The sequence below is a fragment of the Pseudomonas sp. MF09156 genome, from assembly GCF_059862305.1.
The window spans coordinates 42,987-68,517 of record NZ_JCBCUR010000025.1 but is presented as its reverse complement, the minus strand read 5'-3'; the positions used below and the strand labels follow the sequence as shown (position 1 = coordinate 68,517).

The window sequence follows — 25,531 nt, the reverse complement described above, 5'->3', positions numbered from 1 at the left end:
CGATTACATCGAGATGTTTTACAACCCAAAACGACGCCACAGTTTCAACAATCAGCTGTCACCGGTAGAGTTTGAAAAGCGTTACGCAGCGAGCCTTGAGAGTGTCTAGAAAACCCGGGGCGATTCAAACCTTAAAGAGAATGCTCTTAGAGTTACCTTAAGGTCGATCATTAAGATCTTGGGTCTACCTTCGATGTCGTGGTTGTAGAAGTGTGACCGTAGCGGCTCGTTGGTACTCCAGTATGACCAGATTAAAAACCCTCACAAGAACAGGGACAGACCGCTAAGCTAATCGGTCGTTCTGAATTCCTCTACGCCCGTCGCTGGGCTTTTATCAACGTCAAGTCTTTCTGAATGCTTCTTGAGCCATGGTCGATGCCCGTAGTGGGGCCTTGACGGTCGGCCTGTGGGAGCGAACTCAGGGAGCATTCAAAAGGAGTCCACTACTATGCTGGCCAACACCAATAACCAAACTGACCTGCTGCCTATCGTGATTGAGGGGCAGACCTTCAAGCCGAACGAAGATGGAATGTGGAATCTCAACGAGATCGCCAAGACTCTGAATGTTCGGGAACCGGGTCAGTGGCGTAATGCTGTTCAAGCTGCCCTGATCAAAGATGCAAATTTGCATGTCTCCCACGGTAACGGGACCCTTGCAACAGAAGAGGGCGCAATTGCATACGCCATGTGGGTTTCAACCGACTTTTACCTGATGGTCATTCGTGCGTTCATCGCCATGCGTAACAGTGCCGTCCGTGAGCTGCGCCATAAAGATGCCCTTCTGGACGCAAACATGCCCAAGGCTACGACTCTCGACATGAAGGCTCGCGGCGCGGGTCTGACATGGACCGAGGCTTGCCGTGTGGCTGGTATTCAACAGCCTCGACTTGCTCTTGAATTTCTCGCAAAGGGGACGATGTTCGTTCACGTCTGTGACGATTTTGGTAGCCGTACTGGTCAGATCCGACCAAAGCAGCAAGGTTTCTCATCAGGCGCCTTTGTGGCGATCTCATCGGACTTCGGCAACCGTGAAGGCTGGAGGGTCAAACCCCGTGGCCTTGACTGGTTGCGTGCAAATACTGAGACCATCAACGTCGGCGTAGCTGAAGCCAAGGCCGCTCAGGCCAAAGCTAAGAAGGCCGCTCAGGCATCCCGTGTGGATCGCTGGGGCCGTGCATGCAAGGAGGCACAGCTATGAACAGTTCATTCCTCGACCAGCTCAATGCCCTGTGCGTCACCCCCGCGTCCCGCGTGAAGTTGCTGACCCTCCGTGGCATCTGGCGTGATCGACGTGCCCGTAACAGCTTCTATTGCGAGTCATCATGCGGGGTCCATTTGGATTCCCTACTGGCCCACCTCGAAGCCAATCACCCCGGTCTGAGCGCCTTCGTTAAGTCGATCATCGGGTCACCATCGCTCCACATCGACGCGGTACTCCGTGCACGCTTAAAGGTCCCTTTAGGGAAAGCTCAACGCATCATCCATCTACTGTAACGCCGTCCGCCATCGGCACCAAGATCACACCCCGCCAAGTTACAGACCCGTGATCGCACCAACCCAAACCCAGAAGATATTGATCATGTCCTTGAGAGGTCCGTGCGGCTACTCCTTGCCATCTGGTCACGTTGCCTCTATGCGGCAGGGCCATGAATCAATGTCTCGAATTTAGGAGACACCTACCATGCAATTGAACATTCAAAACGTAACGCCCGAAACTGTTGAAGTCCAAGGCCAGAGCGTGACCCGTACCTTCGCTGAAGGCGTGATGCTGTCTGGGCTGATCGCTGGTGCAGGTAAGAATGATTCGGCCCGTGAGGCCATCGTTAAGCAATACCTTGACGCTGGTCTGATCGCTGATGCGTTCCCCGCTGTGGTCCGAGCAGTTCGTGCTCGTGAGGCCCATTCAGCAGCCGAGCGTGAGCGCCAGTTAGCTGAGTCTCGTGCCCATGCTGAGCGCGTTGCTTCCTATGCGACCCCTACGGCCCTTGAGGTCGCCCGTCGCCGTGCCAAGCGTGAGGCCCGCGAAGCTGAATACCGTGCACGTGGTGCTGCTATCCGTGCCGCTAATGGCCGGTCCTCATGGTCCTCGTGGGAATGACTCACGGGCAACCTACTGACTCACACCGTCTTGCCTCCGGTGGCGCTGGCTCTTGTTGGCGTCCCGTTGAACCCCTTCAAGTAAACTTTCAGGAGATACTCAATCATGCCTACTCGTAAACAGAACGCTTTCAAATCCGCCGACCACCGCGAGAACACTGACCGTTACAGCGCACCGACTGCCTATGAGCAGGCCGTGTGGGGCAATGGTGGTAACCTTCAGTTCAACACCCAGGCATCCACAAGCGCCCCATGCAGTGACGGCAGCGTCGCCGCTGAAGGTATCGTTGCGGTCCTTGACGACTTCTTTAATGGTGGCGAATGGCACCAGAACGCCGTTGATGCTATCCCGTGTGAGTTTCGACCTAAGGGCACTGAGCCGACCCCTGTGCAACTGGTCAACATGGTCGACCGCAACGTCGAGTTCGACCCACGTAAGTCGATCTACGACACCTCGACCATTACAAAGGGTGAAGCTGTTGCCGGTGACGTGATCTTTACGGAGCCCACTGATACCGCCGCGTTCTTCTCGCACCGTATGACTCTGTTAGATGCTCATGTGGTGGCAGGTTTCACCAGCAACTCCATCGGCCAAATGCTGGATAAGGCCATGCAGGACTTTGAGAAAGCGTGCGGCTCTACCATCGTGGACATTCTCCTGAAGTCCCCAAGTGTCGAGGTCAAGGAAGTCACCATTGCTGGCACTGGACCACGTGATCGTGCTGAGGATTGGATTGACCAACTAACACTGAGCATCAACCACTCAGTGGGCAACTCCCTGAGTGACTTCGTGCTGCTGATGCACATGACCGAACAGGCAATCCTTGAGCGTGCTGCCCAGCGTGCAGGCGTAGATGATATTGAGGACCTGTTGGGCTGCCGTACCCAGTTCTATTCGGATGGCAACCGTGGCGTCTTCATGCTCCCTAAAGGCTTCGCCTCCCTGTCGTTCCGTGAAGGTAACGACGGTGATGTGTGGTCAATCCTCGCCAGCCGTAACGCCTCGGTACAGGGCTGGGACATCGAAATCACCGGTATCGCTGACGTAATGGCTCAGGCCAAGGTCAAGCTGAAGCTGGCAAACCCAGCGGACCCTACTGAGAAACTTCAGGTCGAGACCGTAGACTTTCCGCTGATCACCCGTGTGGTCGTCAAGCCGTAACACCCGCTGTATCCATGAGGTCCGTAATGTGCCTCATGGGCGAGCTGTTTAGTTGCTATGCTTGGGCATCGACCATGTTACGGCAAGGCCAGCCATGAGTTTTACTCTCTGTTATACCTACAAGGACAAACGGGTGGTTACGAAGATACAAGTCGATCACCTGACCCCATATGCAGCCGTTTGCTTTGCCCTGCTCCAGTCAGGGGCCACCAACGACTCAAGTGGTGGAGGCTGGCCTAAATCCTATGAGGGCATCCTTGAGATTGCCACTCAATACGGTCTCACAAACCTGACGGTTCACCGATCCCTTAACTCTTAGGACAACTTCATGGACACGTTTAGCGCGGCCTACGGGCCTGCGTTGGTGTTCATGTGGCCTTCTGGCTGTATGGGTGCCTCAAGGGCACCTCATGAGGATCTGGCACAAAAATCTGAGTGACCACCTGTAACTACTAACCTGCGCGCTTACCCCCATAGGCCCTCGCATGCTCGCTCAGGCGCACGATAAGGACCCTTGCGGGCAGGTGATAAGGACCTCAGCGTTGGGACAAATGTGCGCCAAAGCTGTTACAAACTGGGGCCCCATGGTGCTACGCTATGGCTCCTAACGTGCCTCATTTGTCGGGTGTAAGGATCGTATCCTTCGCCTCTGGCAGCAGCTCTGGATAGTCCAACGTGTAGTGCAGACCCCGAGATTCCTTACGTTTCATGGCAGACCTGATCATCAGTTCCGCTACTTGAGCAAGGTTCCTCAATTCAATCAGGTCTCTGCTTACGCGATAGTTGCTGTAGAACTCCGTGGATGCCAGGGCCAGTGCCGTGCATCTTTCGCTGTCCCGCACCGGCTTCACCTGCAGCGACGACGGCCAGGGCTTCGCCAGCCGCGAAGATGTCGTTAGGTACTTCGGTCGGTTCGGCACGCCACATGATGAAGGCGACGCCACCTATGGCCGTTTCCGCCTCGGGCGCGGCCAGATCATGGCCCATGCCACAACAGTCTGGCGCTCGAACGCCTGGATGATGACCGTCGATACGCGGGCGATGGGCTATCACTACGATATTGACGACCTCCACGACGCGTCGCCGGGCTGCTCGATCTCAGGCGATTGGTACGAAGTCCTGAGTGATGCGGAGCTGATGTCGGCCATCCAGGAGGTTCGGGACCTGGTGCGTTACACCCCCGTCAGCGTTGAGCTGAATGGCCAGCGCATCACTCGCGACCCTCGCACCGAGCGCTGGGATGCCGAGGACGCGTTCGCCTGGTATCGCGTGAAAGCTGACGGCGCGGTCTCCATCTACAACCAGGGCGTACTGGTACGTCATGACCCTGCGCATTTGTGGGGCGCGGGCGGCCTCATCGTTTCCAAAAAGGCCATTGGCCTGAACGTCTCCCGTACCGAAATCCTGCGCAAGACCTGCCCGGTGTGGAAATCAATTGCCAGACAATTTGGCCATATGGCTGACCAGATGGCGTCCCGTCTTGGTGACCACCGTAAAACCGAGGCTCGCCGTGAAAAATCCGCGCGGGCCTTGCTTTCGGGCGATGCCAACATCGTTCAAATCTACTCTCAGGAAGAGGTCGTCACGCTTCTGCCCGGCAAGCGGCACGTGTCGTTGGAGGACTTTCTGCGCAAATGCCGCAATAGCCACAACAAGAGGCAAGGCGGCAGGTTCGCGGTCGTCGATAACGCCTTCGATGTCCCGAAGGGTGAAGCTATCGCCCGCGAAGGTATCGCTGTGATTGTTCACCCGACCACGCTTGATCGCTTCGGCTGCTACAACGCACAGGATTTTGTCGAGTGTCTCGTTCGGGTCCATGCCAATCTGCGGCACGACGTGGAGCAGAACGGCACACAGTACGGGTGGCTCAACGGCCTCTACGTTCCGGACTTACTCGCGTTTTCAACACTGTGCGACGCGTTCATTGAGCGGACCCATATCGTGACGGAAAAAGATGCGCTCGATCGCGAGACACGGCGCGCCTGGACTGCTTTGCGCTGGTGCCTGCATCACTACGCCGCCCTGTGCAAGGGTGGCCGGCCCGCGTACGGGGGGCAGGTCCGTGAGGGTAAATCGCTGCACATTCTTCTCGGGCAGTCCAACATCGCCGAGGCATGGACCGATGGCAGCAGCTACATCGCCGTCGACGTCACCCTTGTGAAGCGGCTCAAATCGAGTCCACTCAGGACCGCTACCTACATCTTTACCCTCATCGAGCACGAGGTTGCCCACGAGGGCGACAGCCTCGACTGCGGCCACGATGACGCGTTTTATCAGCGCTTCCATGAACTCGCCCTGCAGCACAGCGAGCAACGCCAGCGCTACATGCACATGTGGCTGATGAAGTACACCATGAGTCTGGAGGGTGAAGGGAAGTGTGCGCGCGGGGAGGCCTGGCGCGAACGCTTTCTGGTCGACCGTGCCGGCAGCGGCCGCGAGAAGCGCGGCCTACCGCCGACCATCGAAGATGTCACTAACGATCCGATCGTCGTCGGAGCGATTCCAGGTGAAAACATGGCCTTCATTGACTATCAGAACACGCTTCTTGTCGGTAATAGCACCAGCCCTTCGCCACCCAGCTGGATGGAGGTCCTGACACGTGCAGAGGCTGACCAGAAGCTCGTCGGGGCGCAGCTTCGCGCTGACTCGGCGCAACGTGCCGCAGCGCAGCGCCAGCATGACGAGAATGAGACCGCGTATTGGGCCGAGATCGATGCTTGCGATAAAGCCCGGACCGACGCTGAGAATGCTGCGCGGCAGCGGTATGCGACGTTATTTAATGTCCCGGCCGATGCGGTCGATCCAGACGCACTGTGCTATCTGATGCGGGAGGACCTGAGCGAGGACCAGCTTCATGCCCTGTGGGCTGCAAAGCCCTGGGAGGCTGACGACCAGGAACACTCAGGCTATGACGAATTTGAAGACTGCGACCTCGAATACGCCGACCAGCCCGATGATCCTCAAGGAGCTTCTCGTGGCAGCTCGACGGTGAGCTTCTCTGAAGACCTGCAGACACTGATCCGTCCTGGAGAGACTGCATGGACGCTTGAGCGCAATGCGGCCGCTGCTGGCTTCTTTCGAGTTGGTGACTATCTGAAGTGGCGTGAAGGACCGGATGCCTGATCCGGGGGTGGCTGTAGCAACCGATGGTCGCCCTCAATGCGCCAGAGCCTATCAGCCTGCAAAGCACTGGCCTCTACCAAACACCTCTATACCCAGGGTATAGCGCCATGGACGTCCACTGAGTTCCACGCGCGCGCCCAAAACGAAGCGCCTTCTCTGACGATCTCCTAAACTACCCTGGACTCAACTGTCGCAACCTTGCTCCCCCGCTCAAAAAGCCGGTCATTGTCGAATCCACCTTGTTTGCTGTCTCTCGCGGTCTCCCCGGACATGCTAATGCTCATTCGATGAACACCACGCCAACTCCGGGGGAGGCTGCATGCGCGTGTATCTGTGCGAGAAGCCTTCGCAAGGCAAAGACATTGCCCGCGTTCTGGGTGCCAGGCAACGCGGTAGCGGCTGCTACAACGGTAATGGTGTAGTCGTAACCTGGTGCATTGGTCACCTGATCGAAGCCGCACCACCGGAAGCGTACGGTGAGCAGTACAAGCGCTGGTCCATTGAACAGCTTCCCATTCTTCCCGAGCGCTGGCGCAGCGAGGTCAAGGCCTCGACTGCCGCGCAATTCAAGGTCGTCAAACAGTTGCTCGGCCAGGCCACCGAACTGGTGATTGCCACCGATGCCGATCGCGAAGGCGAGATGATCGCTCGCGAGATTATCGATCTGTGCAGCTACCGTGGTTCCATTCAACGGCTGTGGCTGTCGGCACTGAATGATGCCTCCATTCGCAAGGCACTGGACGCGCTCAAACCTTCGAATGAGACCCTGCCGCTGTATTACTCGGCACTCGCCCGCTCTCGCGCCGATTGGTTGATCGGCATGAACCTCAGCCGGTTGTTCACGGTGCTTGGCCGCCAAGCCGGCTACCAGGGCGTCCTCTCAGTCGGTCGTGTGCAGACGCCCACGCTGCGTCTTGTGGTTGATCGCGACCGCGAGATCGCCCGGTTCGTGTCTGTTCCGTTTTGGTCCGTCGAAGTGCAGCTATCGCACGCCGGCAATTCTTTCACCGCGAACTGGATGCCGCCCGATGCCACCACAGATGCTGCAGGTCGGTGCCTGGACCAACGAACTGCCCAGCAGGCAGTAAGCCAAATCAGCGGCGCTCGCGAGGCGCAGGTGCTGTCGGTGGAAACCGAGCGGGTCCGCGAAGTCGCGCCTCTCCCGTTCGATCTCGGCACTTTGCAGGAAGTCTGCTCGCGCCAATTTGGTCTCGACGTGCAAGAAACACTGGACATCGCACAATCGCTGTACGAGACGCACAAGGCGACCACCTATCCCCGTTCGGACTCCGGCTATCTGCCGGAGAGCATGTTGGCCGAAGTGCCGACAGTGCTCAACGCCATCCTCGCCACTGATCCCAGCCTGCGCCCTTTGATCGACCAACTCGACCGCACCCAATGCTCACGGGCCTGGAACGACGGTAAAGTCACGGCTCACCACGGCATCATTCCCACGCTGGAGCCGACCAACCTTTCTGCCATGTCGGAGAAGGAGCAGGCCGTTTATGGGCTCATCCGTTCGCATTACCTGGCCCAGTTTCTACCTCACCATGAGTTCGACAGAACAGTCGCCACGTTGTCAGCCAGCGGCCAGACACTGCAGGCGACGGGTAAGCAGGTTGCCGTCCTGGGATGGCGCCTGGCGCTAATCAACAGTGGGCCGGACACACCTGACGGTGCGGACGACGAGCCTGCCCAACGCAGCCAGATCCTGCCGCCGCTGTCCAAAGGCACACATTGCCAGGTCGGCTCTGTCGATCTGAAAGCGCTGAAAACACTGCCACCCAAGCCGTTCACGCAGGGTGAGTTGATCAAAGCCATGAAGGGTGTCGCCAAACTGGTGACCGACCCCCGCCTGAAACAGAAACTGAAGGAAACCACGGGCATCGGCACAGAGGCCACCCGGGCAAACATCATCAACGGCCTGCTGGGCCGAAGCTACCTGGTCAAAAAAGGTCGATCCGTCCACGCCTCCGAAGCGGCTTTCACCCTGATCGACGCAGTTCCAGCGGCCATCGCCGACCCGGGCACGACCGCCATTTGGGAACAGGCGTTGGACCTGATCGAAACCGGTCAGTTGACCCTGGACACCTTCATCGAGAAGCAATCGGTCTGGATCACGCAACTCGTGCAACAGTACCGTGACATCACCTTGTCCATCCAGATTCCCGAAGGTCCGGCTTGCCCATTGTGTGGTGCAGCGACGCGGCAGCGCACCGGCAAAACAGGTCCTTTTTGGTCGTGCAACCGTTATCCTGACTGTAAAGGCACCGTAGCAATCGAATCGTCCGGTGGCAAGCGAGCCGCTTCGCGCAAGCGGCGGACCGCTCCCAGAGCTTCCTGACGCCTGCCAGACACGTCCTGCCCCAGCCGCGTTTTCCAGCGGTTGTCAGGCATGGCCCCGCTACCCGCGGGGCATCCCAAGCATGCCCCCGCCTTCTGCAATGGCATGTACCTCTCCAGCGGCTCGTGTCGTCGGGAGGATTGAAGGTGCTTTCCTGCCCGGCCGGATGCACGGCCTGTTGATCGGCACTCTCTACGTCCGGCCCGAAGGGTCTCCTGGCGCCTTGCGCGCGAGATGCCAGGAGACCCTTCGGGGACGACGGTGCTCGCCTCCGGTGCCCGCCGGTGAAACAACGGGCTCCTTTTGTGCGCGGATGTGCGCCGAAAGATATCGACCCCAGCCACGAAACGGGTCGGGTGCGATCTGCTCCAGCGACAGGCGTTGACGACGGCCAGAGTCCCTGCGACAGCCACAGGTGGTATCCCTGTCCCCCGCTGGAGGCGTACTGCCTCCAGCGCCTTGTTCCTCTCTGCATCTTGAACGCCGTCTGCCTGCGACCTGTCCAGAACCGGGTGACTTCGCCACAACCAGAACAGAAGATGGACACATGCACCTTCAACCCCTTCGGTACGGCAGCGTGTGCCGCCACATCAAAGTCATGAACTTGGCCGCCGAACAGGGAGAGTGGCATGTCGCCATAATTAGGCGTCAGCACCGGTAATGAGGACGAAAGCCCCATACCGGTGCCGAACTACGAAACCCTATTTCTGCTACTACGGGAATACCCCGGCACAGCGGACAGGTACCAATGACGGGGGCTCCGGCTAATGCCCAAGGAGTGCCGCCTTTAAGGCATACCGGACGACTACACCCTGGTGCCGTATCGCGTGCACCTCGCTGCAAAGCCATTGGCAACTCAATGGCCGTGCCTTGCGGCCTAGCTCGGACGACACCTGCAACAGGTCTTGCAATAACAGGGGCGCGCAAAAAGCCCATTGTCGGCAGACGCCATGAAGCCGCTTTGCCATTCTGCCACCATCTGTTGCTAACTCCGGTCAGCACCATGCCAGCAGCCACGGTCCTCAGGCTGCGACGTGGAGGTTCCACGTAGACCGATCCAGTCCGTTTCGCATCGTTTTACGCGGACGTGCGCCACACCTAGCGCCGATGCTCTTCATTCCCGCGCAACCCCGCGTTTCTTCATTCGACGCATGGCACTGACCAGTTCAGAACTGCCGTCGTGTCGGCTTACGCGAATTCAATCCACCGCGCCTATGGCGCATCGTCTTCTGGAGGCTCCCATGGCACTGTGCAGCAAATCACGACTATTCGAGTTCGGCGGCCATGGCTGCGTCATCAGCAACGAGGTGATATTCCACCCACGACTCAACACAGGCACTGAATCTCGGCGAACAACTGCGCGAGGCCGCGCCGCAGAACCAGATCGATGAAACATCGTGCCTGCTCAAGCGCTAGACGGTGAGCCTACTTGTCGGCATCTCCGACCTGCATATTCAAGCGATCCTGCGAGCGCACGTTGCGCAGCTTCTGCTTGATACCTCCGAGCTGAGTGCTTCGACTGAAGCGCCTGCATTTATTCACCCACTGGGACCCGATCCCCAGTTGGGGATGGGTTCCGCCTAACCTCTGCTGGAGAAATACCATGTCTCAGACTCCCAATCCTTTCATCCGAGGCTACCAAAACCTGCATGTCGTTCGTACTCTCTGCATCACCTATGAAGACGACAGCCCGCCCGTATGGCGGCAACTTCATCCCAGCCAAGCACACCTTCTGGACGATCAAATCGCGCAGTTTCCCTGCATCCTGTGCAACGACTTCGCGCTGATCACGGAAGGCCAGGAGGTCGGCGACGACCTTGAGGCACAGTGCCAAACCGAAGGAATCGTCCGCTCGGTGGTCCACGCCATCCTCGGCGGCGATGCCGGGCAGCCCATCCACATCGGCGATACCTACGCCGCTGAGGACGCGCGGGAAGTTGTACGGCGCCTGACTTTTGAGACTGGCTTCTACAGCCGATGCTGGGAAATCAGCACGGCGCACATCACCGAAGAAGCGGGTTGCTACCTGACAGAGCTTGCAGACATCGCCACGCCGATCGGCTTTCTGTTCGTCGCTTTCCGGATCCCATACAGCCCGGCGATCGGCGTCAAGGTGATTGCCACGCCCTGGACCGATGCCAACCTGCAGTACGTCGAAGGCATCACCGCCGAGCAGTTGCGGCAGGAACAATGCGACAAAGGCATGCCGGAGTCGCTGGTGAATGTTCTTCTTCTGGCCGCACTGGCTGATGTCCGCATCCTGATCTTCGACGCCGACGCACCGGTACTTGACGGCTTGCCGTTGTACGAAGAATGACCCTTACCACGACATACCTTCTAGCCCCTCAACCGAGGGGCTTTTTTCTGCTCGGATGAAACGACAAATGCGGGGCACACCGGTTGCCGATTGACGCGGGCCTACCGCCGTGTGGCGATGTCATTCTGCGCACAGGTTTGCTGGCGTAGCCGGCACCATCCCAGGTAGTCGAGACCTTCAAGACTTCGGTGCGGTTTTGCGCGCTGGTCACTGTGCTCCCTGATGCACGCAGCATCTATTTACCCACCCCCCAAGGGATACCCTCCCTTGCGGGCAGGAGTCCCTTGTTTTCCTCAAAGGAGTCTCCCTATGGATCACTCATCCATTCGCACGCAGATACCAGAGCTGGTGTCGGCCCATGTTCCGCGCAATGTTCGCAGCTTCAAGTTCCGCATCTACGAAGACCTTCCGCAGGAACTCTCGCTCGGCGTCCGTATGGACCCGCAGCCCTTCGAGGGCAAAATTGTCGCCAAGACCGATCAGGTCATTGTGGTCAAGATCGGTCGTGCCGAATTCGCCGTACTGGATCGCCAGCAGGTGAGCCAGGAACCCGACGAAGGCACCAAGGTACAAGTCCAACCCTATGTTCGTCGTCGCTTCGACGGTCTTCGCGCGGATACGCCCGAAGAGCGCACAGAAGTGGCCTCAGACGGCACTCCATACACGGTGAAGACACACATTCTCGGATCAGCACCGGCCAAGTTGCCGGCTCCTGAACTGCGTTGCCCGGAGTTGCAGGAACTCGTTCATCAACTGGAGCAACTGCCCGCTCCCGATGGTTTCCGGCGCATCACCCACCTCCTGGTGGATGCCAAGGCCAGGGATTTCACCTGGGTCGACCCGTTGCCCAACAACATCATCGAGACGCCACCCGCGATCAGCTTCACGGTCTCCACGGAGAAATTCCAGGGCCGCGTCACGGTGCTCTATGACCGTGCCGGCGACCATTACGCCGTGGAGTTGCGCCACGCTGATGAACTCATCCAGCGCGTGGACGAGGTGTACTTCGACATGCTCGGCGAAACGCTGGAACACCTGATCGACGACGGGCATTGGCGGCAGATCCAGGTGGAAATCCTGTCGGACGGGCGCAAGCCGATCCGGCATTGATCAGTCGCCCAACACCACTCCTTACCTGTCCAGCTTCCTGCCTTCCTGGTGGGAAGCATTTTCCTCAAGCAATGGAGATCACCATGTTGCGATTCAAAGGTACAAATTTGCGTCCCGTGCTGGCCGAGGCTATCGCTCACAAGAGCCGCCTCATCCTCGCCAAGGATCATGGGGTGTATTTCCTGGCCGAGTTCGGCGAGCGTACACCTGAAGGGCAGCAAAAACTGCTGGCCTACGCCGTCGGCTGCAATCCCGACATTGATCCGTTCGATGACTGGTGGGAACTCGCCCGCACCGAGCTTGGCGGGGATGACTTCGGGGAGTTTCTTGATCCCCACGATACTGTCTTCACCCGCATCCTCAACAGTGAAGACGATCTTGAATTGTCGGCCACGCCGACACAGCTTTCGCTGCAAGCCGTTGCGTCCAAGCCTGGTAAAGGCTAGCTCACCACCTGATCACAAGGCCTCCATCCGGGGGCCTTTTTCTGAACAACGGCCATGTGACCGCATGCCTGTCTCTCGTTCCTTTCACAAGGAGTTCCCTCTGCCGTCGGTGCCTGTCGGCACACCAGCCTGGAGACAGCTCACATACGCGACCCATTCAAGATTGACCAACCCACCTGTATCAGTTTCAGCGGCGGTCGCACCAGCGCCTACATGCTGTGGCGAGTGCTGCAAGCCAATGCGGGCCTGCCTGCGGATACCGTAGTCTGCTTCGCCAACACCGGCAAGGAAGTGGAGGCCACGCTGCGTTTCGTACGCGAGTGCAGCGTACGGTGGCAGGTGCCGATCCAATGGCTCGAATATCGCGATGCGTTGCCCGGCTTCGCGGTGGTCAATTTCGCAAACGCCAGCCGGCAAGGCGAACCCTTCGAGGCGCTAATCCGCAAGCGCCAGCACCTGCCCAACCCGGTAGCTCTGGGTTGCACCACCTCCCTGAAAATCCGTGCAATGCACAAGTTCGTAAGCAGTTTGGGTTGGACCGATTGGGATCAGTTCATCGGCATCCGGGCTGACGAGCAGCGCCGCGTGGCGAAGATCAGGACGCGCGGTCATTCCACAGAGTCCAGCAGAGAGACGATGTGCATGCCGTTGGCCGAGGCTGGCGTGAGCATGCGCGAGGTGACCGCCTTCTGGTAGGCCCAGCCCTTCGATCTGGAATTGCTGACCGTGAACGGCCGCACGCTCGAAGGCAACTGCGACCTGTGCTTCTCAAGCCACAGGGACAGCGGCTGGCACTGTTCAAGGCCAAACCGGGGTCCGCCGTCTGGTGGATACGTATGGAGTCTTTGAGTCTTGCCAGCAAACCCAGCGGCGCCCGCTTTCGCAACGATGGCCCGACCTATGCCGACCTGGCCCGATTCGCCGCCCACCAGCGCGACATGTTCGATTCCGACGAAGCGTCCATCGCCTGTTTTTGTGGTGACTGAACAATGGGGATGCGCGCCAGTACCGATTTCCGGTAGCGGGCACATCCCACGGGTGCCACGTTTCAGCCATGTTCCGCTGACGTTGTCAGCAACATGCCCAGGTGGTCACGATCTTCAAGACTACGGCGCGGTTCCGTCCGCGTTGATCAATCCAGTTCGCACTCGGCATCCCAGATGCGAACGCCCATCGAGTCTTCGATGGTGATGCCAGTCTAGTTGTACCGGATCCCAGGATCCATCAACCCACGCGGGGGTTACACACCTCCCGTCCAGGTCGGTGTGTCTCCGCACTCTTGTCCTGCAAGTCTGGAGATTCACCATGACCACTTCATCCGAAAAAACCTTTTTCGATCTTCACATCACCGGCCTCGGTTATCTCAATCGCGTTCGCGAAGTGAAGCCAAAGAAAGGTGATCCGTTCCTGGCCTGCGATATCGCAGCGCTCAATGGTCCGAGCGACGACGTCTCGTACGTGCGTTTTGATACGCGCGTATCGGGCTCGGAAGCACAACACCTGGTTCGTCGCTGCATCGAGGCCGTCGAGGCGGAGAAGAAAGTGATGATCGGGTTCCGACTCAGCGACCTGTGGGCTGATACGTTCACCTACACCAAAGGTAAACGTGCAGGCGAACAGGGAGTGAGCCTCAAGGCCCGTCTGCTGTTCATCAGTTGGATCAAGGTCGACAGTGCTTTGGTTTACAAGGCCGAGCCGAAATCGACCAAGGCCGATGAAAGCGAATCGCAAGCCCCTGCGGCTTCCGAATCGCCTGTCAGCCAGGAAGCACCCGCTTCGGAAACCTCCGAGCCTGTTGCAGAACCTGTCGACGAAGCCACCGATGCACAAACACCGGCACTGGCCGAGTCGTTCTGATCCGTAACGCCGGGGTGGTCCTTCGATTCAACCCTCGTGCGGTTGATATCGGGCCAACATAAGCCCCGGCCTTCCTTCATTGCCTATTGGGTTATTACGCCATTGGCGTATCCATCCGCATCGGTACGACCGACATGCAGATGGGCTTCTTCCTGCCAAGTTTCGTCCAGCCCCTGCATCGCGGGGCTTTTTGTCCTATGCACTCGTGCTCGCCTGGCTCCTAGCCAGTCGTTGTCGGCTGCTCAATTTTCAAGGAGTTTGTCATGCAACTTGCCTCTCGTTTTGCATCACGTTCCCCCGTGCTACGTACTGATCATCCGCTGTCCGATGACCAGATCCGCGCAGTCGCCCCTTCCATCTTCGCGGAAAACCCGCATGAAAGCCGTTCCGAGCGGTACAGCTACATACCGACCTGCGCTGTACTGGCGAAACTACGCGATGAAGGGTTCGAGCCCTTCATGGTATGCCAGACCCGCGTGCGTCACGAAGACCGTCGTGAATTCACCAAGCACATGCTCCGGCTTCGTCATGCGAGCCAGATCAATGGCAAAGAGGCCAATGAAATTATCTTGCTCAATAGTCACGACGGTACGAGCAGCTATCAGATGCTGGCGGGCATGTTCCGCTTTGTCTGCCAAAACGGTCTGGTGTGCGGCAACATCGTCGGTGACGTCCGTGTGCCTCACAAGGGCAACGTGACGGAACATGTCATCGAGGGCGCCTATGAAGTCCTGCGTGGCTTCGACCAAGTACAGGACTCCCACGAAGCCATGCGAGCTATCATGCTCGACGATGGCGAAGCAGAGGTCTTTGCGCGCTCGGCACTGATGCTCAAGTACGACAGCCCGGACAAGGTGCTGCCGATCACTGAAAGCCAGGTGTTGGCGACACGCCGGTTCGATGACCAACGCACGGATCTGTGGTCGGTGTTTAACCGAGTACAGGAAAATCTGGTCAAAGGAGGTCTGTCTAGTCGGACCGCCAACGGTCGCCATCAACGCACACGCCCTGTGCAAGGCATCGACCAGAACGTGCGCCTCAATCGGGCGTTGTGGTTGCTGGCCGAAGGTTTGCGACAGCTCAAAGCTTGACCGCTCGCTGACTTTGCCCACTCCGGGCAGAGTCTGCGATTCTCACACATTGCTCCTGCCAGAGCGCTCTTCAATCCCCAAGGGACTGTACTGGCCTCACGGGCTGGTGCCGTCCCTGCTTCTTCGTAAGGACATCACCATGCCCCATGCATCCGCCATCCAACCGCTACTGCGCATCCACGGACCGACTTCTTTTATCCCAAAGGAGCTTTACCATGAACCTTCGATACCTCCCACATCTGCGCTCCGCGCAGCCCTTCTCCGCCCAAGGAGCACCGTGCCATCAGTGGTGATTTAGCGTTGGTGGTTATCACTGACGAGCAACGCAGTCTCACGACCATTCAATTACTCGTCGAGGCAGTTGCCCCCTGAAGGCCGAGATTGTCGGTTTATCCACCTGTTGGGGCCCATCCCCCCAAGGGTGCTGTGGTCCTCAACAAGGAGACTTCCATGGCACATTCATCCAGATATCACCGCCACCACTCCAAGCTGTTGTTTCCGGTTGGCGCGTTGATCTTCAGCAAGGGCGTCGATCGCCTGATGCGTGAAGGTCGCCTTGATCCAATGCCGTTCTTTCAACGTCATGCGCGTGGTGACTGGGGCCAGGTTTCCGACGAGACCTGGTACGCCAACAACGCCGCGCTGAAGATCGACGGGCAGCTCAATTCATTCTACGTGGTCACCCGTGAAATCAGCCTTAGCATCATGTCCGAGGCCGACCGCAGTGCCACCATGATCCGACTACCGTCGGAACGCTGAGGCCGTTCTTGCCATTATCTACCGACTTCCGGTCGCCAGTACCGGTCAGTCACTTTTTTCACCGCCCGGGGGCCTAACTCGGCCCCTGTCCCCCTTGGCCTAAGGCAGAGTTTCCGAGCGAGGCCAAAGGCATGATTAATCTGGTGACTCGGCGAATCCTATTGTTTGCTGATACACCGGCCTTGTGAGGCGATGGTGTCGGTTCCACGCTCCAGAGAATCGACCGATGCCAGCATTCAGCCAAAATCACCCCAGCAAGGTCTTACTCTGCCTGCTGATGACAGCCGCTCTGGCCAGTTGCACGACGGCATCCGCTCCGACTCCACCCACTCCGGTTAAACCCGCAGAGAAAGGTCCCAGCGCGTCCGCGCGCGGGATGCCGGAGTTCATCTCAGTGGTGCGTTATGGCAGGTACACCCTGGTCGAGTTGGCTCCGGTATTAGCGCAACAGGACCTATTGTTTCAGGTCGTCGACGTGACCGTTCCCGACACACGCACAGCCACCGTTGGGGGCGCCCTGCGTCATGTCCTGCTCCGTTCTGGCTACCAGTTGTGTTCCAGCAGTGATATCGCAGCGCTGAATGTGCTCCCGCTACCGGCTTCGCACTACCGACTGGGCCCGCTGTTGTTGCGTGATGCCCTGCTCACGCTGGCCGGTCCTGCCTGGGATCTGGAGGTCGACGACGGCGCACGCCGGATCTGCTTCACACGCGCAGTGCAGCCCACCACCGATGGTGCACTTTCCCAATCCGGACCGGTCGCCCCTGTCGACATAGCGCGGCCTCCATTGAAAACGGAGGCCAGACCATGAGGGAATTTCAATCCACCCCAGGCGACTCCCGCAGCATGCTGTTGCGTGCGGCCAGCATCGCATGGCTGATCCTGATTAGCGCAGCCACGATCGTCAACCACGTCTCGCTGTCGAGTCTGGCCACCCAGACCAGCGCCAGCGCTCAGGGCAGCCAGGTTGTTACCTTGGAAGCCCGGCTGACTGATCTGAGCCAGCGCCTCGACGTTCTGCAGAAACGGCCTGTTACCTTGACCCAAGCCCGTTATGATACTGATAGCAAAACACTTGAGCAACGAATGACCGCCATCGAAATCGGACTCGAGCAGCGTCTGACAGCAGCCAGCCTGTCTTCTCTGGAAACACGCATCGACCAGTTGACCGCCCGTCTGGATAAACCCAACCAGACGACTCCAGTACCGGTGCGCACCCGTGTGACACCCCCGACAAAACCGACCCAAGCAGCGGGCCTACCTTTTACGGTTATGGGGATCGAGCTTCGCGGCGGCGAACGATTTCTGTCGATCCTGCCAACCGGCAATGCCGCCTTTTCCGAGATGCGCGTCCTGCGTCCCGGTGAAACTGACAGCGGCTGGCGCCTGCAAGCCATCGATGGCCAGGCCGCCGTGTTTCAGCGCGAGAACGGTGGCCAGATGCATCGTTTGACGCTGCCGTAGGAGCTCGGAATGAACAACACTCTCGTCTTCCGCGCGTTAACGCTGAGCCTGGCCGTCTCCTTTCTCTCTCCGGCAATCGCACAGAACGCTCGCACGATCGCCTCTACCGTCTCGCCCAGCGAGGAACAAACAACGACCTCACGCGTCAGCGACGAACAACAGGCCCGTGACTGGGGATTGCACACAGAGGAATGGGCTCGCTATCGCCAATTGATGCAGGGACCGCTGGGCATCTTTTCGCCCAACCTCGACCCATTGACCGCACTCGGCATCGAAGCGCGCTCCGAGGAAGAAGGCGACCGCTATGCCGAGTTGCAGGTTCAGGTTGAAGCCCGCCGCGTCGAAAAGACGCTGGCATACCAGCGGGCCTACGACGCCGCCTGGCAACGCCTGCACCCGGGCATGCAGCGTGTCATCCTGCCCAGCCAAACTCCTGGCAACTCCTCCACCACCGCCAACAGCACCGACCGCATCGCCGTGTTCATCAAGGACGGCTGCGCGCCATGTGGCCTGGCGGTTCAGCAGTTGCAGGTATCCGATGTCGGCTTCGACCTCTACATGGTTGGCAGCCGCGCCAACGACGCGCTCATTCGCGACTGGGCGAAGCGAGCCAGCATCAATCCAGATCGCGTACGCACCGGTTCAATCACGCTCAACCACGATGCCGGTCGCTGGCTGTCTTTGGGCCTGTCGGGGGACCTGCCCGCCGTTGTGCGGCAGGTCAATGGCCAATGGCAACGGCAGTGACCCGCTGGCGTCATCGGCTCGTGGTACTGGGGTGGATGGCCATCATCGCCCCCGCCGGCGCGCAGGAAGTGCCGCCTCCGGCGTACCAGATCGCCGCGCACCGGGCTGGCATTCCTTCTGCAGTGCTGTATGCAGTGGCGTTGCAGGAGAGCGGGCTGCAACGCGATGGCCGGCTGGTGCCGTGGCCCTGGACCCTGAATGTGGCGGGCGCGCCGCACCGTTTCAGCTCCCGCGCCAAAGCCTGTGCGGGTCTGCAAAAGGCGCTGCGGGAGGTTCCCCCCACACGGATCGACGCCGGCCTCGGCCAGGTCAATCTGGGTTATCAGAAGCACCGCTACCCGCAGCCCTGCGATCTGCTCGACCCGTATCGCAACCTCGCTATCGCAGCGGAAATTCTGCGCGAACAGCACACCGACGGCGAGGACTGGCTGCTCGCCATTGGACGCTATCACCGTCCGGCAGGAGGGGTAGCGGCCGCCCGCTACCGCTCGAGTGTGCACAAGCACCTGCAGCGCGTGCTCGGCGGCGCCCTCGCTGAATACTCCCTCAGGAGAAAACCACTATGAAGCTCCATTCTCCTCTGCGAATCGCCGCCCCATCGCTGTTCGGCCTGCTATGCCTGGCCACCGAGGGAGCGCTCGCAGACGCCCCCTCGTTGATCGTGGTCGAAGACCGTGGCGGTGTTTCGGCATTGTCCTACTACCAATCACTGAATCTGCGACCACGCCAGGACCCGCCGTTGGCCCCTGCCCGCTCCGCATCTCTTTCGTCACAGCAACGTTTCAGCGAAACAGACATGCTGCCGGTTCATTCCGGACGCCTGTCGCCGGGGGAGGAACCGCGCAGGGTTATCCAGGCCCCCGGGCTGCGGCCAATGTTTCTGGTCGGCGATGACGACCACTCGCGCCAATGGTTACGCGAGCGTGCAGCAATCCTGGGCGAATTGAAGGCGGTCGGTCTGGTCGTCAACGTGGCATCTGCCGACGCCCTTGCCACCTTGCGCGGGCTGGCCCCGGGCCTGACACTGTCTCCGGTATCGGGCGACGATCTCGCAGAACGTCTGGGGTTGCGCCATTACCCCGTGCTGGTCACTGCCACCGGCATTGAGCAGTGAGCCGCTCGCCATGGCCCAGTCTCATGCGGTGGAAGTCCTGCTACGGCCAGCGGTGGAGTTGTACACGGTGGCCGTCTGCGCCGCCGCCGCGCTGCTGTGCCTGGTGGCGCCATGGTCACTCGCGTTAAATCCACTGCTGGGCCTGGGATCAGCCCTGGCGTTCCTGGTGTTTGGCATTCTTCGACTCCGTGAGGCACGGTTCATCCTGCGCTATCGGCGCAACATCCGCCGTCTGCCGAAGTACGTGATGACCAGCCGCGCGGTGCCGGTCAGTCAGCAGCGCCTGTTCATCGGTCGGGGGTTTCGCTGGGATCAACGGCACACGCATCGGCTGATGCAAACGTACCGCCCCGAGTTTCGTCGCTATGTGGAACCCACGGCTGCCTACCGCATCGCCCGCTGCCTGGAAGAGCGGCTGGAATTCGCACCCTTTCCACTCTCAAAGATTGCCCGACTGACGGCCTGGGACAGCCCATTTAATCCGGCGCGGCCGCTACCTCCAGTCGGTGGTATGCCGCGCCTACATGGCATTGAACCGCATGAGGTGGACGTCACGCTGCCGCTGGGGGAACGGGTTGGGCATTCACTCGTCCTGGGCACCACGCGGGTGGGCAAAACAAGACTCGCCGAGCTGTTCATCACTCAGGACATCCGGCGGCGTAACGCAGTTGGCGAGCACGAAGTGGTCATCGTCTTCGACCCCAAGGGCGATGCGGACCTGCTCAAGCGCATGTATGTCGAGGCCCAACGCGCCGGACGCGAAGGCGAGTTCTATGTTTTTCACCTCGGCTGGCCAGATATTTCCGCCCGTTACAACGCCGTGGGCCGGTTTGGTCGCATCAGCGAGGTGGCCACACGCATTGCCGGCCAACTCTCCGGCGAGGGCAATTCCGCGGCGTTTCGCGAGTTCGCCTGGCGCTTCGTCAACATCATCGCCCGTGCACTCGTCGAGCTGGGGCAGCGGCCCGACTACCTGCTGATCCAGCGGCATGTGGTGAACATCGATGCCTTGTTTATCGAATACGCCCAGCACTACTTCGCGAGCAACGAGCCGAAGGCCTGGGAAGTCATCGTGCAGATCGAGGCCAGGCTCAACGACAAGAACATTCCCCGCAACATGATCGGCCGCGAGAAGCGCGTCATTGCGCTCGAACAATACCTGTCACAGGTCAGGGTCTACGATCCGGTGCTGGACGGGCTCAGGTCTGCGGTACGCTATGACCGCACCTACTTCGACAAGATCGTCGCCTCGTTGCTGCCCCTGCTGGAAAAACTCACGACCGGCAAGATTTCTCAGTTGCTGGCCCCAGACTATGCCGATCTGGCCGACCCGCGGCCCATTTTCGACTGGATGCAGATTATCCGGAAGAAGGCCGTGGTGTATGTGGGCCTGGATGCGCTCTCGGATGCCGAGGTTTCAGCCGCCGTGGGCAACAGCATGTTCAGCGACTTGGTGTCGGTCGCTGGACACATCTACAAGTTCGGTATTGACGATGGTCTACCCGGCACGGCGTCTGGGGTCAAAGTACCGATCAACGTGCACGCCGACGAGTTCAACGAACTGATGGGTGATGAGTTCATCCCCATGGTCAACAAAGGCGGCGGTGCCGGTCTCCAGGTCACCGCCTACACGCAAACGCTCAGTGACATTGAAGCGCGTATTGGCAACCGCGCCAAAGCCGGTCAAGTGGTCGGTAACTTCAACAATCTGTTTATGTTGAGGGTGCGGGAAACTGCGACCGCCGAATTACTCACGAAACAACTGCCGAAGGTTGAGGTGTACACCACCTCACTGATGAGCGGCGCCACCGACAGCTCCGACATTCACGGCAAGACCGATTTTACCAGCAACACCCAGGACCGCATCACGACGACGAGTGTGCCCCTGATCGAACCCGCCCATGTTGTCGGCCTGCCCAAGGGGCAGTGCTTTGCACTGATCGAAGGCGGCAACCTCTGGAAGATTCGCATGCCGCTGCCGGCACCCGACCCTGACGAAGTGATGCCTAGGGACCTGCAGCAGCTTGCTGGGTACATGCGCCAACACTACGTCGAGGCGGGTGACTGGTGGGACAGCAAAGCACTACCGGGCCTGCAGGATGCCCCTCTGCCTGATGACCTGCTTGACGGGTTCCGGCATATGGCGACCGCCGAAGTGGATGCTGAAGAGGCGCAACCGTGAGTGACCCGGCCAACACAGCGCAGCGCCAGCAGACCCAACAGCAGGGTTTGATCACCGGCATCATCACGCTGCCATTCCGGTTTGTGGCCGTGCTGTTGGGGTCTTTGTTTCTGTCCATCGTGATCGAATGTGTGGGTATGCACCTGTTCTGGGCCGATCAAGGCTGGCGGCACGCGCAAGGCATGCTGGACTACGAACTGACGCAACTCTCACAACACTTCACACGCAGCGCCGTGGTGCAGGAACCGGGACAAACGGCGTCCTGGTTGGTAGAAACGGCTTACCAATGGGTGTTCGTCAAAAGCGGGCTCATTGACTGGATGCGCGACGCATCGGCCAAAGCCAGTTCACCCAGCCAGGGAGCGGGTCGGGATTTCCGTTTTTATCTGAGTAAGGTTTATGTGTACCTGGAGAACGATCTGATCGCCAGTGCGTACACGCTACTGGTGTTCCTCGTCCGGCTGCTGGTGCTGGTACTGACCATCCCACTATTCCTGATGGCAGCTTTCGTCGGACTGGTCGATGGCCTGGTGCGGCGGGACATCAGGCGCTTTGGTGCGGGCCGTGAGTCAGGCTTTGTCTACCACCGGGCAAAGGCCAGTCTGATGCCTCTCGCCGTCATGCCTTGGGTCCTTTACCTGACCCTGCCCGTCAGCGCACACCCGCTTCTTATCTTGCTTCCCTGCGCAATTCTGTTAGGTGCCGCAACAGACCTCGCAGCAGGCAGCTTCAAAAAATACCTATAAGTGCTGACCGGTATTTCAGGCCAGTAATGCCTGCGCCGCCTCCATTTGCTCGTGCTCAAACGCTGGCGCAAAATCGTCCAACTCGCTCGCTTGCAACCCCACCACTGCACTGAGCGCAATCTGCCGCCAGTCCAGCACGGCGTCATACACTTCTGCCAGCACGGCCAACGCATCCTCCCGACTCAACGAAAAATAGGTGCTCCGCGCCAGCAGCATCTCAAGATCGGTGATCGGTCCATCCTCCTCCGACAGCCAGGTTTTCGACTCTCGCTCTTTGTCCGGGAAGGGATTGACGTCGAATGCCGGTGCCAGCCGCCAGAGCCCCTTTTCCACATGAAGAAAGCCATGGTTCTGCAGGTGGTCATCCACATTGGTGATCAGTAGGTTAAAAACCAGTCGCCGCCACAGCTGCTGCACATCTGCGGTCGGTGCATACCCCACGGAACGGATAGCATCGGCAATTTCGGTATAGCTTCGATCCTCTTCGCGCGACGCCTGCAGCAAAGACGCGGCGGACTGGTATGGAATACGCCCATCAGCACTATCGCGATCGAAACGACGGATGATAGCGACCGGTACGCCGTCCAACTCTATGATACGGGCCGGCGCGGCATTGATACCTGCTTGTTTTGCCAAGCATAAGGCCAGCACTTCGCCGCGCGTCACGCTACGGGTGTCGCCCACGCTTGGGAATTTTCCAATGGCGAGTGCGCCATCCTCATCGACCACCGTGCTCTTGGGGCGCATCCCGCCGAGCGATGTGCCTTTGCCCTGAAGGTAACGCAAATCTTCAGTGCTTTCCTGACCTTTCTCAACTGCCCGGCTGGCCTGGTAGATGCGCTGCAATTCCAGCAGTGGCGGTGTAGCGCGCCGTCCATCTTCAATCGTCCGGCAATAATGTCCGTTCTGATCGCGCAGTCTCAGCGCGCCGATCCGGCTGAAATCGTCAACCGCCAGCAGGTAGTCCATCTCTGTCAGCGACGCGAGCGATGGATTACCCTTACGACGCTTGGCATGGTCACGTGCGATGACCCGGCGTCCCCAAGCGTCCGGTGTCGTATCGGCAATGGCGAAATGAAAGACCGAATCGTGAGCTGAGGGAGCTCTACGTGGCTGATAACCCGAGATCAGGCTGAGATCGGCAGAAACATTGAACCCCTCCTGATTCCCCAACCATCCCTGCTCATAGGCAAAGGTGGTGTTCTCACGGCGTCCCTGCTTGACGTAAATAAGAGTGCCAACAGGTATTCCCGCCTTACCAAGACAGACCTGGACTTGCTGGCGAACTGAAGTAACCGATTTCATAATGCCCCCGATGCCGGCGGTTTACTGCGTACACGTTTAGGCAATTGTTCATCCATCAGCGTCAACCCGATGTCGTCGTGCGCCGTATCCAGCAGGTTGGCCAGCGCCTGTACCTCACCGAACACGTGCAAGGCGCGGGCGAAGAAATGAATAGGCACCCGCATATCCCCTTTCTCCATGCGCCGAACAGTGGACACAGAAGCTCCCATTCGCTCTGCAAGCGAGGCCTGTGAAATCCGTCGACGCCTGCGTGCAAGCTCAATGTCGCTGCCGAGCTTGCGGAGCGCCCGCTCGACGGGCAACGGCAATGGTGTACTCATTTATCATCCTCATAGGAACGCTTAAGGCTATTATCAGTTCCCATGAGAACAATTACCTCACGCCTTGTTACTGTTGTCAATAAACATCCCACGGGAGCGCTAATAAGCGATTAGCACTCCAATCAGAATGCTAAAGTGAAATTTGACAAGATATCCGCCCTGAGCGTCCACGATTTCGATACGCAGAGACACAGATGAAGAGATAGCTGTTCTGCGATGAAACAATCGCCCCTGCCACTCTCTTCAGAATGCACAACGCAACACCACCAAAAAAATGTTGTAAGGAAAGTGGTGAGGAGTAACTCCCCATTGTTTGCGGCTTTCCACCAGCTATCCCCGCAGCATCGAGCCATTCGAGTCCATCGGAAATGGCGCAATGGCAAGGTTTCACAATTCGGCTTACGCATGGCGACGTCCTGTCGTAGCGTTGCTGCTCACCAGTATCTTCATCACACAGCTCGCCGCCGCAGCTGACGATGGGTATGAGCGTGAACACCTGGCGGCCGTCGCCCGCCAGCTCGACCTGCTTGACCGTCTGGCCAAACAATCCGCCAGCACCGCCCCCGAGTCACGCTCCCGCTATCACTTCGACTATCGGCGTCTGGATGCCGACCTGCAGCGCATGCGGTCGGGCATCAACGACTACCTGACGCCTCAGCGTGCACAGCCACGCGATCCCTCTGCACTGCTTGGCGATTACCGCCAGGACGCCAAACAGGAGGATGACCGATGAACGCCAACCAGCTTGCCGCCTTTCAGGCCAATGCAGGCTTCACCCCCTCTGCTGTCGCCGGCGTACTGCTCGGCGCCGTGTTCGCAACCCTGCTGCTGTGGGGCGTATGGGCCCTGCGCACAGCCTATGTCGGCTGGTCGGAACAGCGGATTTCCCAGCGTCAGTTCGTCGGCGTTGCGGTGAGGTTTATCGCGATGTACGTGGTGCTGACTTTTTTCCTGCTCTCCTAACGCAAAGGCTCACATCATGAACCTGCTCTCGTATCGCTTGCATTCGGCACGTATGGCCGTCCTGACCTCGGCATCCACACTCGCCATGCTGCCGACGTTTGTCCGGGCCGACCTCCCAACCCTGGAAGATCCGTCGAGGGGCACCGGCTCCGGCATCATGGAGACGCTGCGCAATTACGGTTACGACATCGTGATGCTCGTTGCCTTGCTGGTGGTCGCCTCGATGTTTGTCGGTGTCTGCTACCACGCCTACGGTACCTATGCGGAAATCCACACGGGCCGCAAAACCTGGGGGCAATTCGGCCTGACGGTGGCCGTGGGCGCCGTCCTGCTGGTCGTTGGTGTCTGGCTGCTCACTGAAGCCACCGGCGTGCTCTAGGAGTC

Annotated in this window: 25 protein-coding genes and 2 pseudogenes; 24 read left to right on the top strand and 3 right to left on the bottom strand. The window is 59.1% G+C overall.

All coding sequences use genetic code 11. The features are described from left to right. The 5 genes from AC19YY_RS29100 to AC19YY_RS29080 form a co-directional block, all read left to right on the top strand. On the top strand, nucleotides 1–109 hold a 109-nt coding region (locus AC19YY_RS29100), incomplete at its 5' end, for an IS3 family transposase (RefSeq protein ID WP_138762977.1). Nucleotides 110–448: 339 nt separating this feature from the next. Beyond that, complete coding sequence (locus AC19YY_RS29095) at nucleotides 449–1,198, top strand: hypothetical protein (protein ID WP_020301031.1); 750 nt, start codon at nucleotides 449–451, stop codon at nucleotides 1,196–1,198. Further along, entirely contained in the window at nucleotides 1,195–1,494 is a 300-nt protein-coding gene (locus AC19YY_RS29090; protein ID WP_032893911.1) for a hypothetical protein, read from the top strand. The genes AC19YY_RS29095 and AC19YY_RS29090 overlap by 4 nt, the downstream gene beginning before the upstream one ends. 187 nt (nucleotides 1,495–1,681) lie before the next feature. Next, the gene (locus AC19YY_RS29085) at nucleotides 1,682–2,098 is read left to right on the top strand and encodes a hypothetical protein (RefSeq protein ID WP_020301033.1); all 417 of its coding nucleotides are present in this window, start codon (nucleotides 1,682–1,684) and stop codon (nucleotides 2,096–2,098) included. Between the two features lie 105 nt (nucleotides 2,099–2,203). Then, nucleotides 2,204–3,259, top strand: coding sequence for a hypothetical protein (locus AC19YY_RS29080; RefSeq protein ID WP_020301034.1), 1,056 nt, complete (start codon nucleotides 2,204–2,206; stop codon nucleotides 3,257–3,259). A gap of 614 nt (nucleotides 3,260–3,873) precedes the next feature. Here AC19YY_RS29080 and AC19YY_RS29075 read toward each other — a convergent pair. Next, nucleotides 3,874–4,059, bottom strand: a pseudogene (locus AC19YY_RS29075) (L-aspartate oxidase); the annotation flags it as partial. Nucleotides 4,060–4,078: 19 nt separating this feature from the next. Here AC19YY_RS29075 and AC19YY_RS29070 point away from each other — a divergent pair. From AC19YY_RS29070 to AC19YY_RS28995, 16 genes and pseudogenes are all read left to right on the top strand, one after another. Continuing rightward, nucleotides 4,079–6,382, top strand: coding sequence for an ATP-binding protein (locus tag AC19YY_RS29070; protein WP_133077481.1), 2,304 nt, complete (start codon nucleotides 4,079–4,081; stop codon nucleotides 6,380–6,382). A gap of 319 nt (nucleotides 6,383–6,701) precedes the next feature. Next, complete coding sequence (locus tag AC19YY_RS29065; protein ID WP_133077480.1) at nucleotides 6,702–8,726, top strand: DNA topoisomerase 3; 2,025 nt, start codon at nucleotides 6,702–6,704, stop codon at nucleotides 8,724–8,726. Nucleotides 8,727–10,329: 1,603 nt separating this feature from the next. Continuing rightward, nucleotides 10,330–11,043 (top strand): DUF5983 family protein, encoded by a 714-nt coding sequence (locus AC19YY_RS29060; protein WP_048350969.1) that lies wholly within the window; start codon nucleotides 10,330–10,332, stop codon nucleotides 11,041–11,043. 309 nt (nucleotides 11,044–11,352) lie between these two features. After that, entirely contained in the window at nucleotides 11,353–12,153 is an 801-nt protein-coding gene (locus AC19YY_RS29055; RefSeq protein WP_048350970.1) for a hypothetical protein, read from the top strand. An 83-nt stretch (nucleotides 12,154–12,236) separates the two neighbouring features. Then, nucleotides 12,237–12,599: a DUF3085 domain-containing protein gene (locus tag AC19YY_RS29050; protein ID WP_048350971.1), complete on the top strand. Its 363-nt coding sequence runs from the start codon at nucleotides 12,237–12,239 to the stop codon at nucleotides 12,597–12,599. 144 nt (nucleotides 12,600–12,743) lie between these two features. Further along, nucleotides 12,744–13,585 (top strand): annotated as a pseudogene (locus AC19YY_RS29045) (adenine nucleotide alpha hydrolase family protein). 319 nt (nucleotides 13,586–13,904) lie between these two features. Further along, nucleotides 13,905–14,456, top strand: a complete 552-nt coding sequence (locus tag AC19YY_RS29040) for an STY4534 family ICE replication protein (protein ID WP_102604607.1) — start codon at nucleotides 13,905–13,907, stop codon at nucleotides 14,454–14,456. A 263-nt stretch (nucleotides 14,457–14,719) separates the two neighbouring features. Then, complete coding sequence (locus AC19YY_RS29035; RefSeq protein ID WP_048350973.1) at nucleotides 14,720–15,547, top strand: DUF932 domain-containing protein; 828 nt, start codon at nucleotides 14,720–14,722, stop codon at nucleotides 15,545–15,547. 450 nt (nucleotides 15,548–15,997) lie between these two features. Further along, nucleotides 15,998–16,306 (top strand): hypothetical protein, encoded by a 309-nt coding sequence (locus AC19YY_RS29030; RefSeq protein WP_048350974.1) that lies wholly within the window; start codon nucleotides 15,998–16,000, stop codon nucleotides 16,304–16,306. A gap of 226 nt (nucleotides 16,307–16,532) precedes the next feature. Continuing rightward, nucleotides 16,533–17,117 (top strand): PFGI-1 class ICE element type IV pilus protein PilL2, encoded by a 585-nt coding sequence (gene pilL2, locus AC19YY_RS29025; protein ID WP_173883008.1) that lies wholly within the window; start codon nucleotides 16,533–16,535, stop codon nucleotides 17,115–17,117. Next, nucleotides 17,114–17,770, top strand: a complete 657-nt coding sequence (locus AC19YY_RS29020; protein WP_102604608.1) for a hypothetical protein — start codon at nucleotides 17,114–17,116, stop codon at nucleotides 17,768–17,770. The genes pilL2 and AC19YY_RS29020 overlap by 4 nt, the downstream gene beginning before the upstream one ends. Nucleotides 17,771–17,779: 9 nt before the next feature. Next, on the top strand, nucleotides 17,780–18,517 hold the full coding sequence (locus tag AC19YY_RS29015; RefSeq protein WP_133077479.1) for a TIGR03759 family integrating conjugative element protein: 738 nt from the start codon (nucleotides 17,780–17,782) through the stop codon (nucleotides 18,515–18,517). Between the two features lie 35 nt (nucleotides 18,518–18,552). Then, a complete protein-coding gene (locus AC19YY_RS29010; RefSeq protein WP_500605199.1) occupies nucleotides 18,553–19,083 on the top strand; it encodes a transglycosylase SLT domain-containing protein in 531 nt (176 codons plus the stop codon). After that, a complete protein-coding gene (locus tag AC19YY_RS29005) occupies nucleotides 19,080–19,631 on the top strand; it encodes a PFL_4695 family integrating conjugative element protein (protein ID WP_133077477.1) in 552 nt (183 codons plus the stop codon). The genes AC19YY_RS29010 and AC19YY_RS29005 overlap by 4 nt, the downstream gene beginning before the upstream one ends. A 10-nt stretch (nucleotides 19,632–19,641) precedes the next feature. Next, nucleotides 19,642–21,813 (top strand): type IV conjugative transfer system coupling protein TraD, encoded by a 2,172-nt coding sequence (gene traD / locus AC19YY_RS29000; protein ID WP_500605198.1) that lies wholly within the window; start codon nucleotides 19,642–19,644, stop codon nucleotides 21,811–21,813. Continuing rightward, on the top strand, nucleotides 21,810–22,559 hold the full coding sequence (locus tag AC19YY_RS28995; protein ID WP_133077475.1) for a TIGR03747 family integrating conjugative element membrane protein: 750 nt from the start codon (nucleotides 21,810–21,812) through the stop codon (nucleotides 22,557–22,559). Before traD ends, AC19YY_RS28995 begins: the two co-directional genes overlap by 4 nt. A 15-nt stretch (nucleotides 22,560–22,574) precedes the next feature. Here the strand turns inward: AC19YY_RS28995 and AC19YY_RS28990 are convergent, their stop codons facing one another. Both AC19YY_RS28990 and AC19YY_RS28985 read right to left on the bottom strand, forming a co-directional pair. Next, nucleotides 22,575–23,864, bottom strand: coding sequence for a type II toxin-antitoxin system HipA family toxin (locus AC19YY_RS28990; protein ID WP_173883009.1), 1,290 nt, complete (start codon nucleotides 23,862–23,864; stop codon nucleotides 22,575–22,577). After that, nucleotides 23,861–24,184: a helix-turn-helix domain-containing protein gene (locus tag AC19YY_RS28985; RefSeq protein WP_024718120.1), complete on the bottom strand. Its 324-nt coding sequence runs from the start codon at nucleotides 24,182–24,184 to the stop codon at nucleotides 23,861–23,863. Before AC19YY_RS28985 ends, AC19YY_RS28990 begins: the two co-directional genes overlap by 4 nt. A 376-nt stretch (nucleotides 24,185–24,560) precedes the next feature. On the opposite strand from AC19YY_RS28985, the gene AC19YY_RS28980 reads away from it, so the two are divergent. Genes AC19YY_RS28980 through AC19YY_RS28970 form a run of 3 tightly spaced genes read left to right on the top strand, consistent with a single transcriptional unit; the run spans nucleotide 24,561 to nucleotide 25,526 of the window. Continuing rightward, entirely contained in the window at nucleotides 24,561–24,917 is a 357-nt protein-coding gene (locus AC19YY_RS28980) for an integrative conjugative element protein, RAQPRD family (RefSeq protein ID WP_057978213.1), read from the top strand. Next, nucleotides 24,914–25,147 (top strand): TIGR03758 family integrating conjugative element protein, encoded by a 234-nt coding sequence (locus tag AC19YY_RS28975; protein WP_057978215.1) that lies wholly within the window; start codon nucleotides 24,914–24,916, stop codon nucleotides 25,145–25,147. The genes AC19YY_RS28980 and AC19YY_RS28975 overlap by 4 nt, the downstream gene beginning before the upstream one ends. A gap of 52 nt (nucleotides 25,148–25,199) precedes the next feature. After that, entirely contained in the window at nucleotides 25,200–25,526 is a 327-nt protein-coding gene (locus tag AC19YY_RS28970) for a TIGR03745 family integrating conjugative element membrane protein (RefSeq protein ID WP_082631599.1), read from the top strand. The last annotated feature ends 5 nt before the right edge of the window (nucleotides 25,527–25,531 follow it).

Bases quoted from the DNA above. Each gene is read 5' to 3' on its own strand.
- AC19YY_RS29035 (WP_048350973.1), top strand. From the start codon at position 14,720: ATGCAACTTGCCTCTCGTTTTGCATCACGTTCCCCCGTGCTACGTACT.
- AC19YY_RS29040 (WP_102604607.1), top strand. From the start codon at position 13,905: ATGACCACTTCATCCGAAAAAACCTTTTTCGATCTTCACATCACCGGC.
- AC19YY_RS29015 (WP_133077479.1), top strand. From the start codon at position 17,780: ATGAACAACACTCTCGTCTTCCGCGCGTTAACGCTGAGCCTGGCCGTC.
- AC19YY_RS29060 (WP_048350969.1), top strand. From the start codon at position 10,330: ATGTCTCAGACTCCCAATCCTTTCATCCGAGGCTACCAAAACCTGCAT.
- AC19YY_RS29080 (WP_020301034.1), top strand. From the start codon at position 2,204: ATGCCTACTCGTAAACAGAACGCTTTCAAATCCGCCGACCACCGCGAG.
- AC19YY_RS28975 (WP_057978215.1), top strand. From the start codon at position 24,914: ATGAACGCCAACCAGCTTGCCGCCTTTCAGGCCAATGCAGGCTTCACC.
- AC19YY_RS29090 (WP_032893911.1), top strand. From the start codon at position 1,195: ATGAACAGTTCATTCCTCGACCAGCTCAATGCCCTGTGCGTCACCCCC.
- AC19YY_RS28970 (WP_082631599.1), top strand. From the start codon at position 25,200: ATGGCCGTCCTGACCTCGGCATCCACACTCGCCATGCTGCCGACGTTT.
- AC19YY_RS28980 (WP_057978213.1), top strand. From the start codon at position 24,561: ATGGCAAGGTTTCACAATTCGGCTTACGCATGGCGACGTCCTGTCGTA.
- AC19YY_RS28990 (WP_173883009.1), bottom strand. From the start codon at position 23,864: ATGAAATCGGTTACTTCAGTTCGCCAGCAAGTCCAGGTCTGTCTTGGT.
- AC19YY_RS29030 (WP_048350974.1), top strand. From the start codon at position 15,998: ATGGCACATTCATCCAGATATCACCGCCACCACTCCAAGCTGTTGTTT.
- AC19YY_RS29010 (WP_500605199.1), top strand. From the start codon at position 18,553: ATGGCCATCATCGCCCCCGCCGGCGCGCAGGAAGTGCCGCCTCCGGCG.
- AC19YY_RS29085 (WP_020301033.1), top strand. From the start codon at position 1,682: ATGCAATTGAACATTCAAAACGTAACGCCCGAAACTGTTGAAGTCCAA.
- AC19YY_RS29020 (WP_102604608.1), top strand. From the start codon at position 17,114: ATGAGGGAATTTCAATCCACCCCAGGCGACTCCCGCAGCATGCTGTTG.
- AC19YY_RS29065 (WP_133077480.1), top strand. From the start codon at position 6,702: ATGCGCGTGTATCTGTGCGAGAAGCCTTCGCAAGGCAAAGACATTGCC.
- AC19YY_RS28985 (WP_024718120.1), bottom strand. From the start codon at position 24,184: ATGAGTACACCATTGCCGTTGCCCGTCGAGCGGGCGCTCCGCAAGCTC.
- AC19YY_RS29005 (WP_133077477.1), top strand. From the start codon at position 19,080: ATGAAGCTCCATTCTCCTCTGCGAATCGCCGCCCCATCGCTGTTCGGC.
- AC19YY_RS29095 (WP_020301031.1), top strand. From the start codon at position 449: ATGCTGGCCAACACCAATAACCAAACTGACCTGCTGCCTATCGTGATT.
- AC19YY_RS29050 (WP_048350971.1), top strand. From the start codon at position 12,237: ATGTTGCGATTCAAAGGTACAAATTTGCGTCCCGTGCTGGCCGAGGCT.
- AC19YY_RS29055 (WP_048350970.1), top strand. From the start codon at position 11,353: ATGGATCACTCATCCATTCGCACGCAGATACCAGAGCTGGTGTCGGCC.
- pilL2 (WP_173883008.1), top strand. From the start codon at position 16,533: ATGCCAGCATTCAGCCAAAATCACCCCAGCAAGGTCTTACTCTGCCTG.
- traD (WP_500605198.1), top strand. From the start codon at position 19,642: ATGGCCCAGTCTCATGCGGTGGAAGTCCTGCTACGGCCAGCGGTGGAG.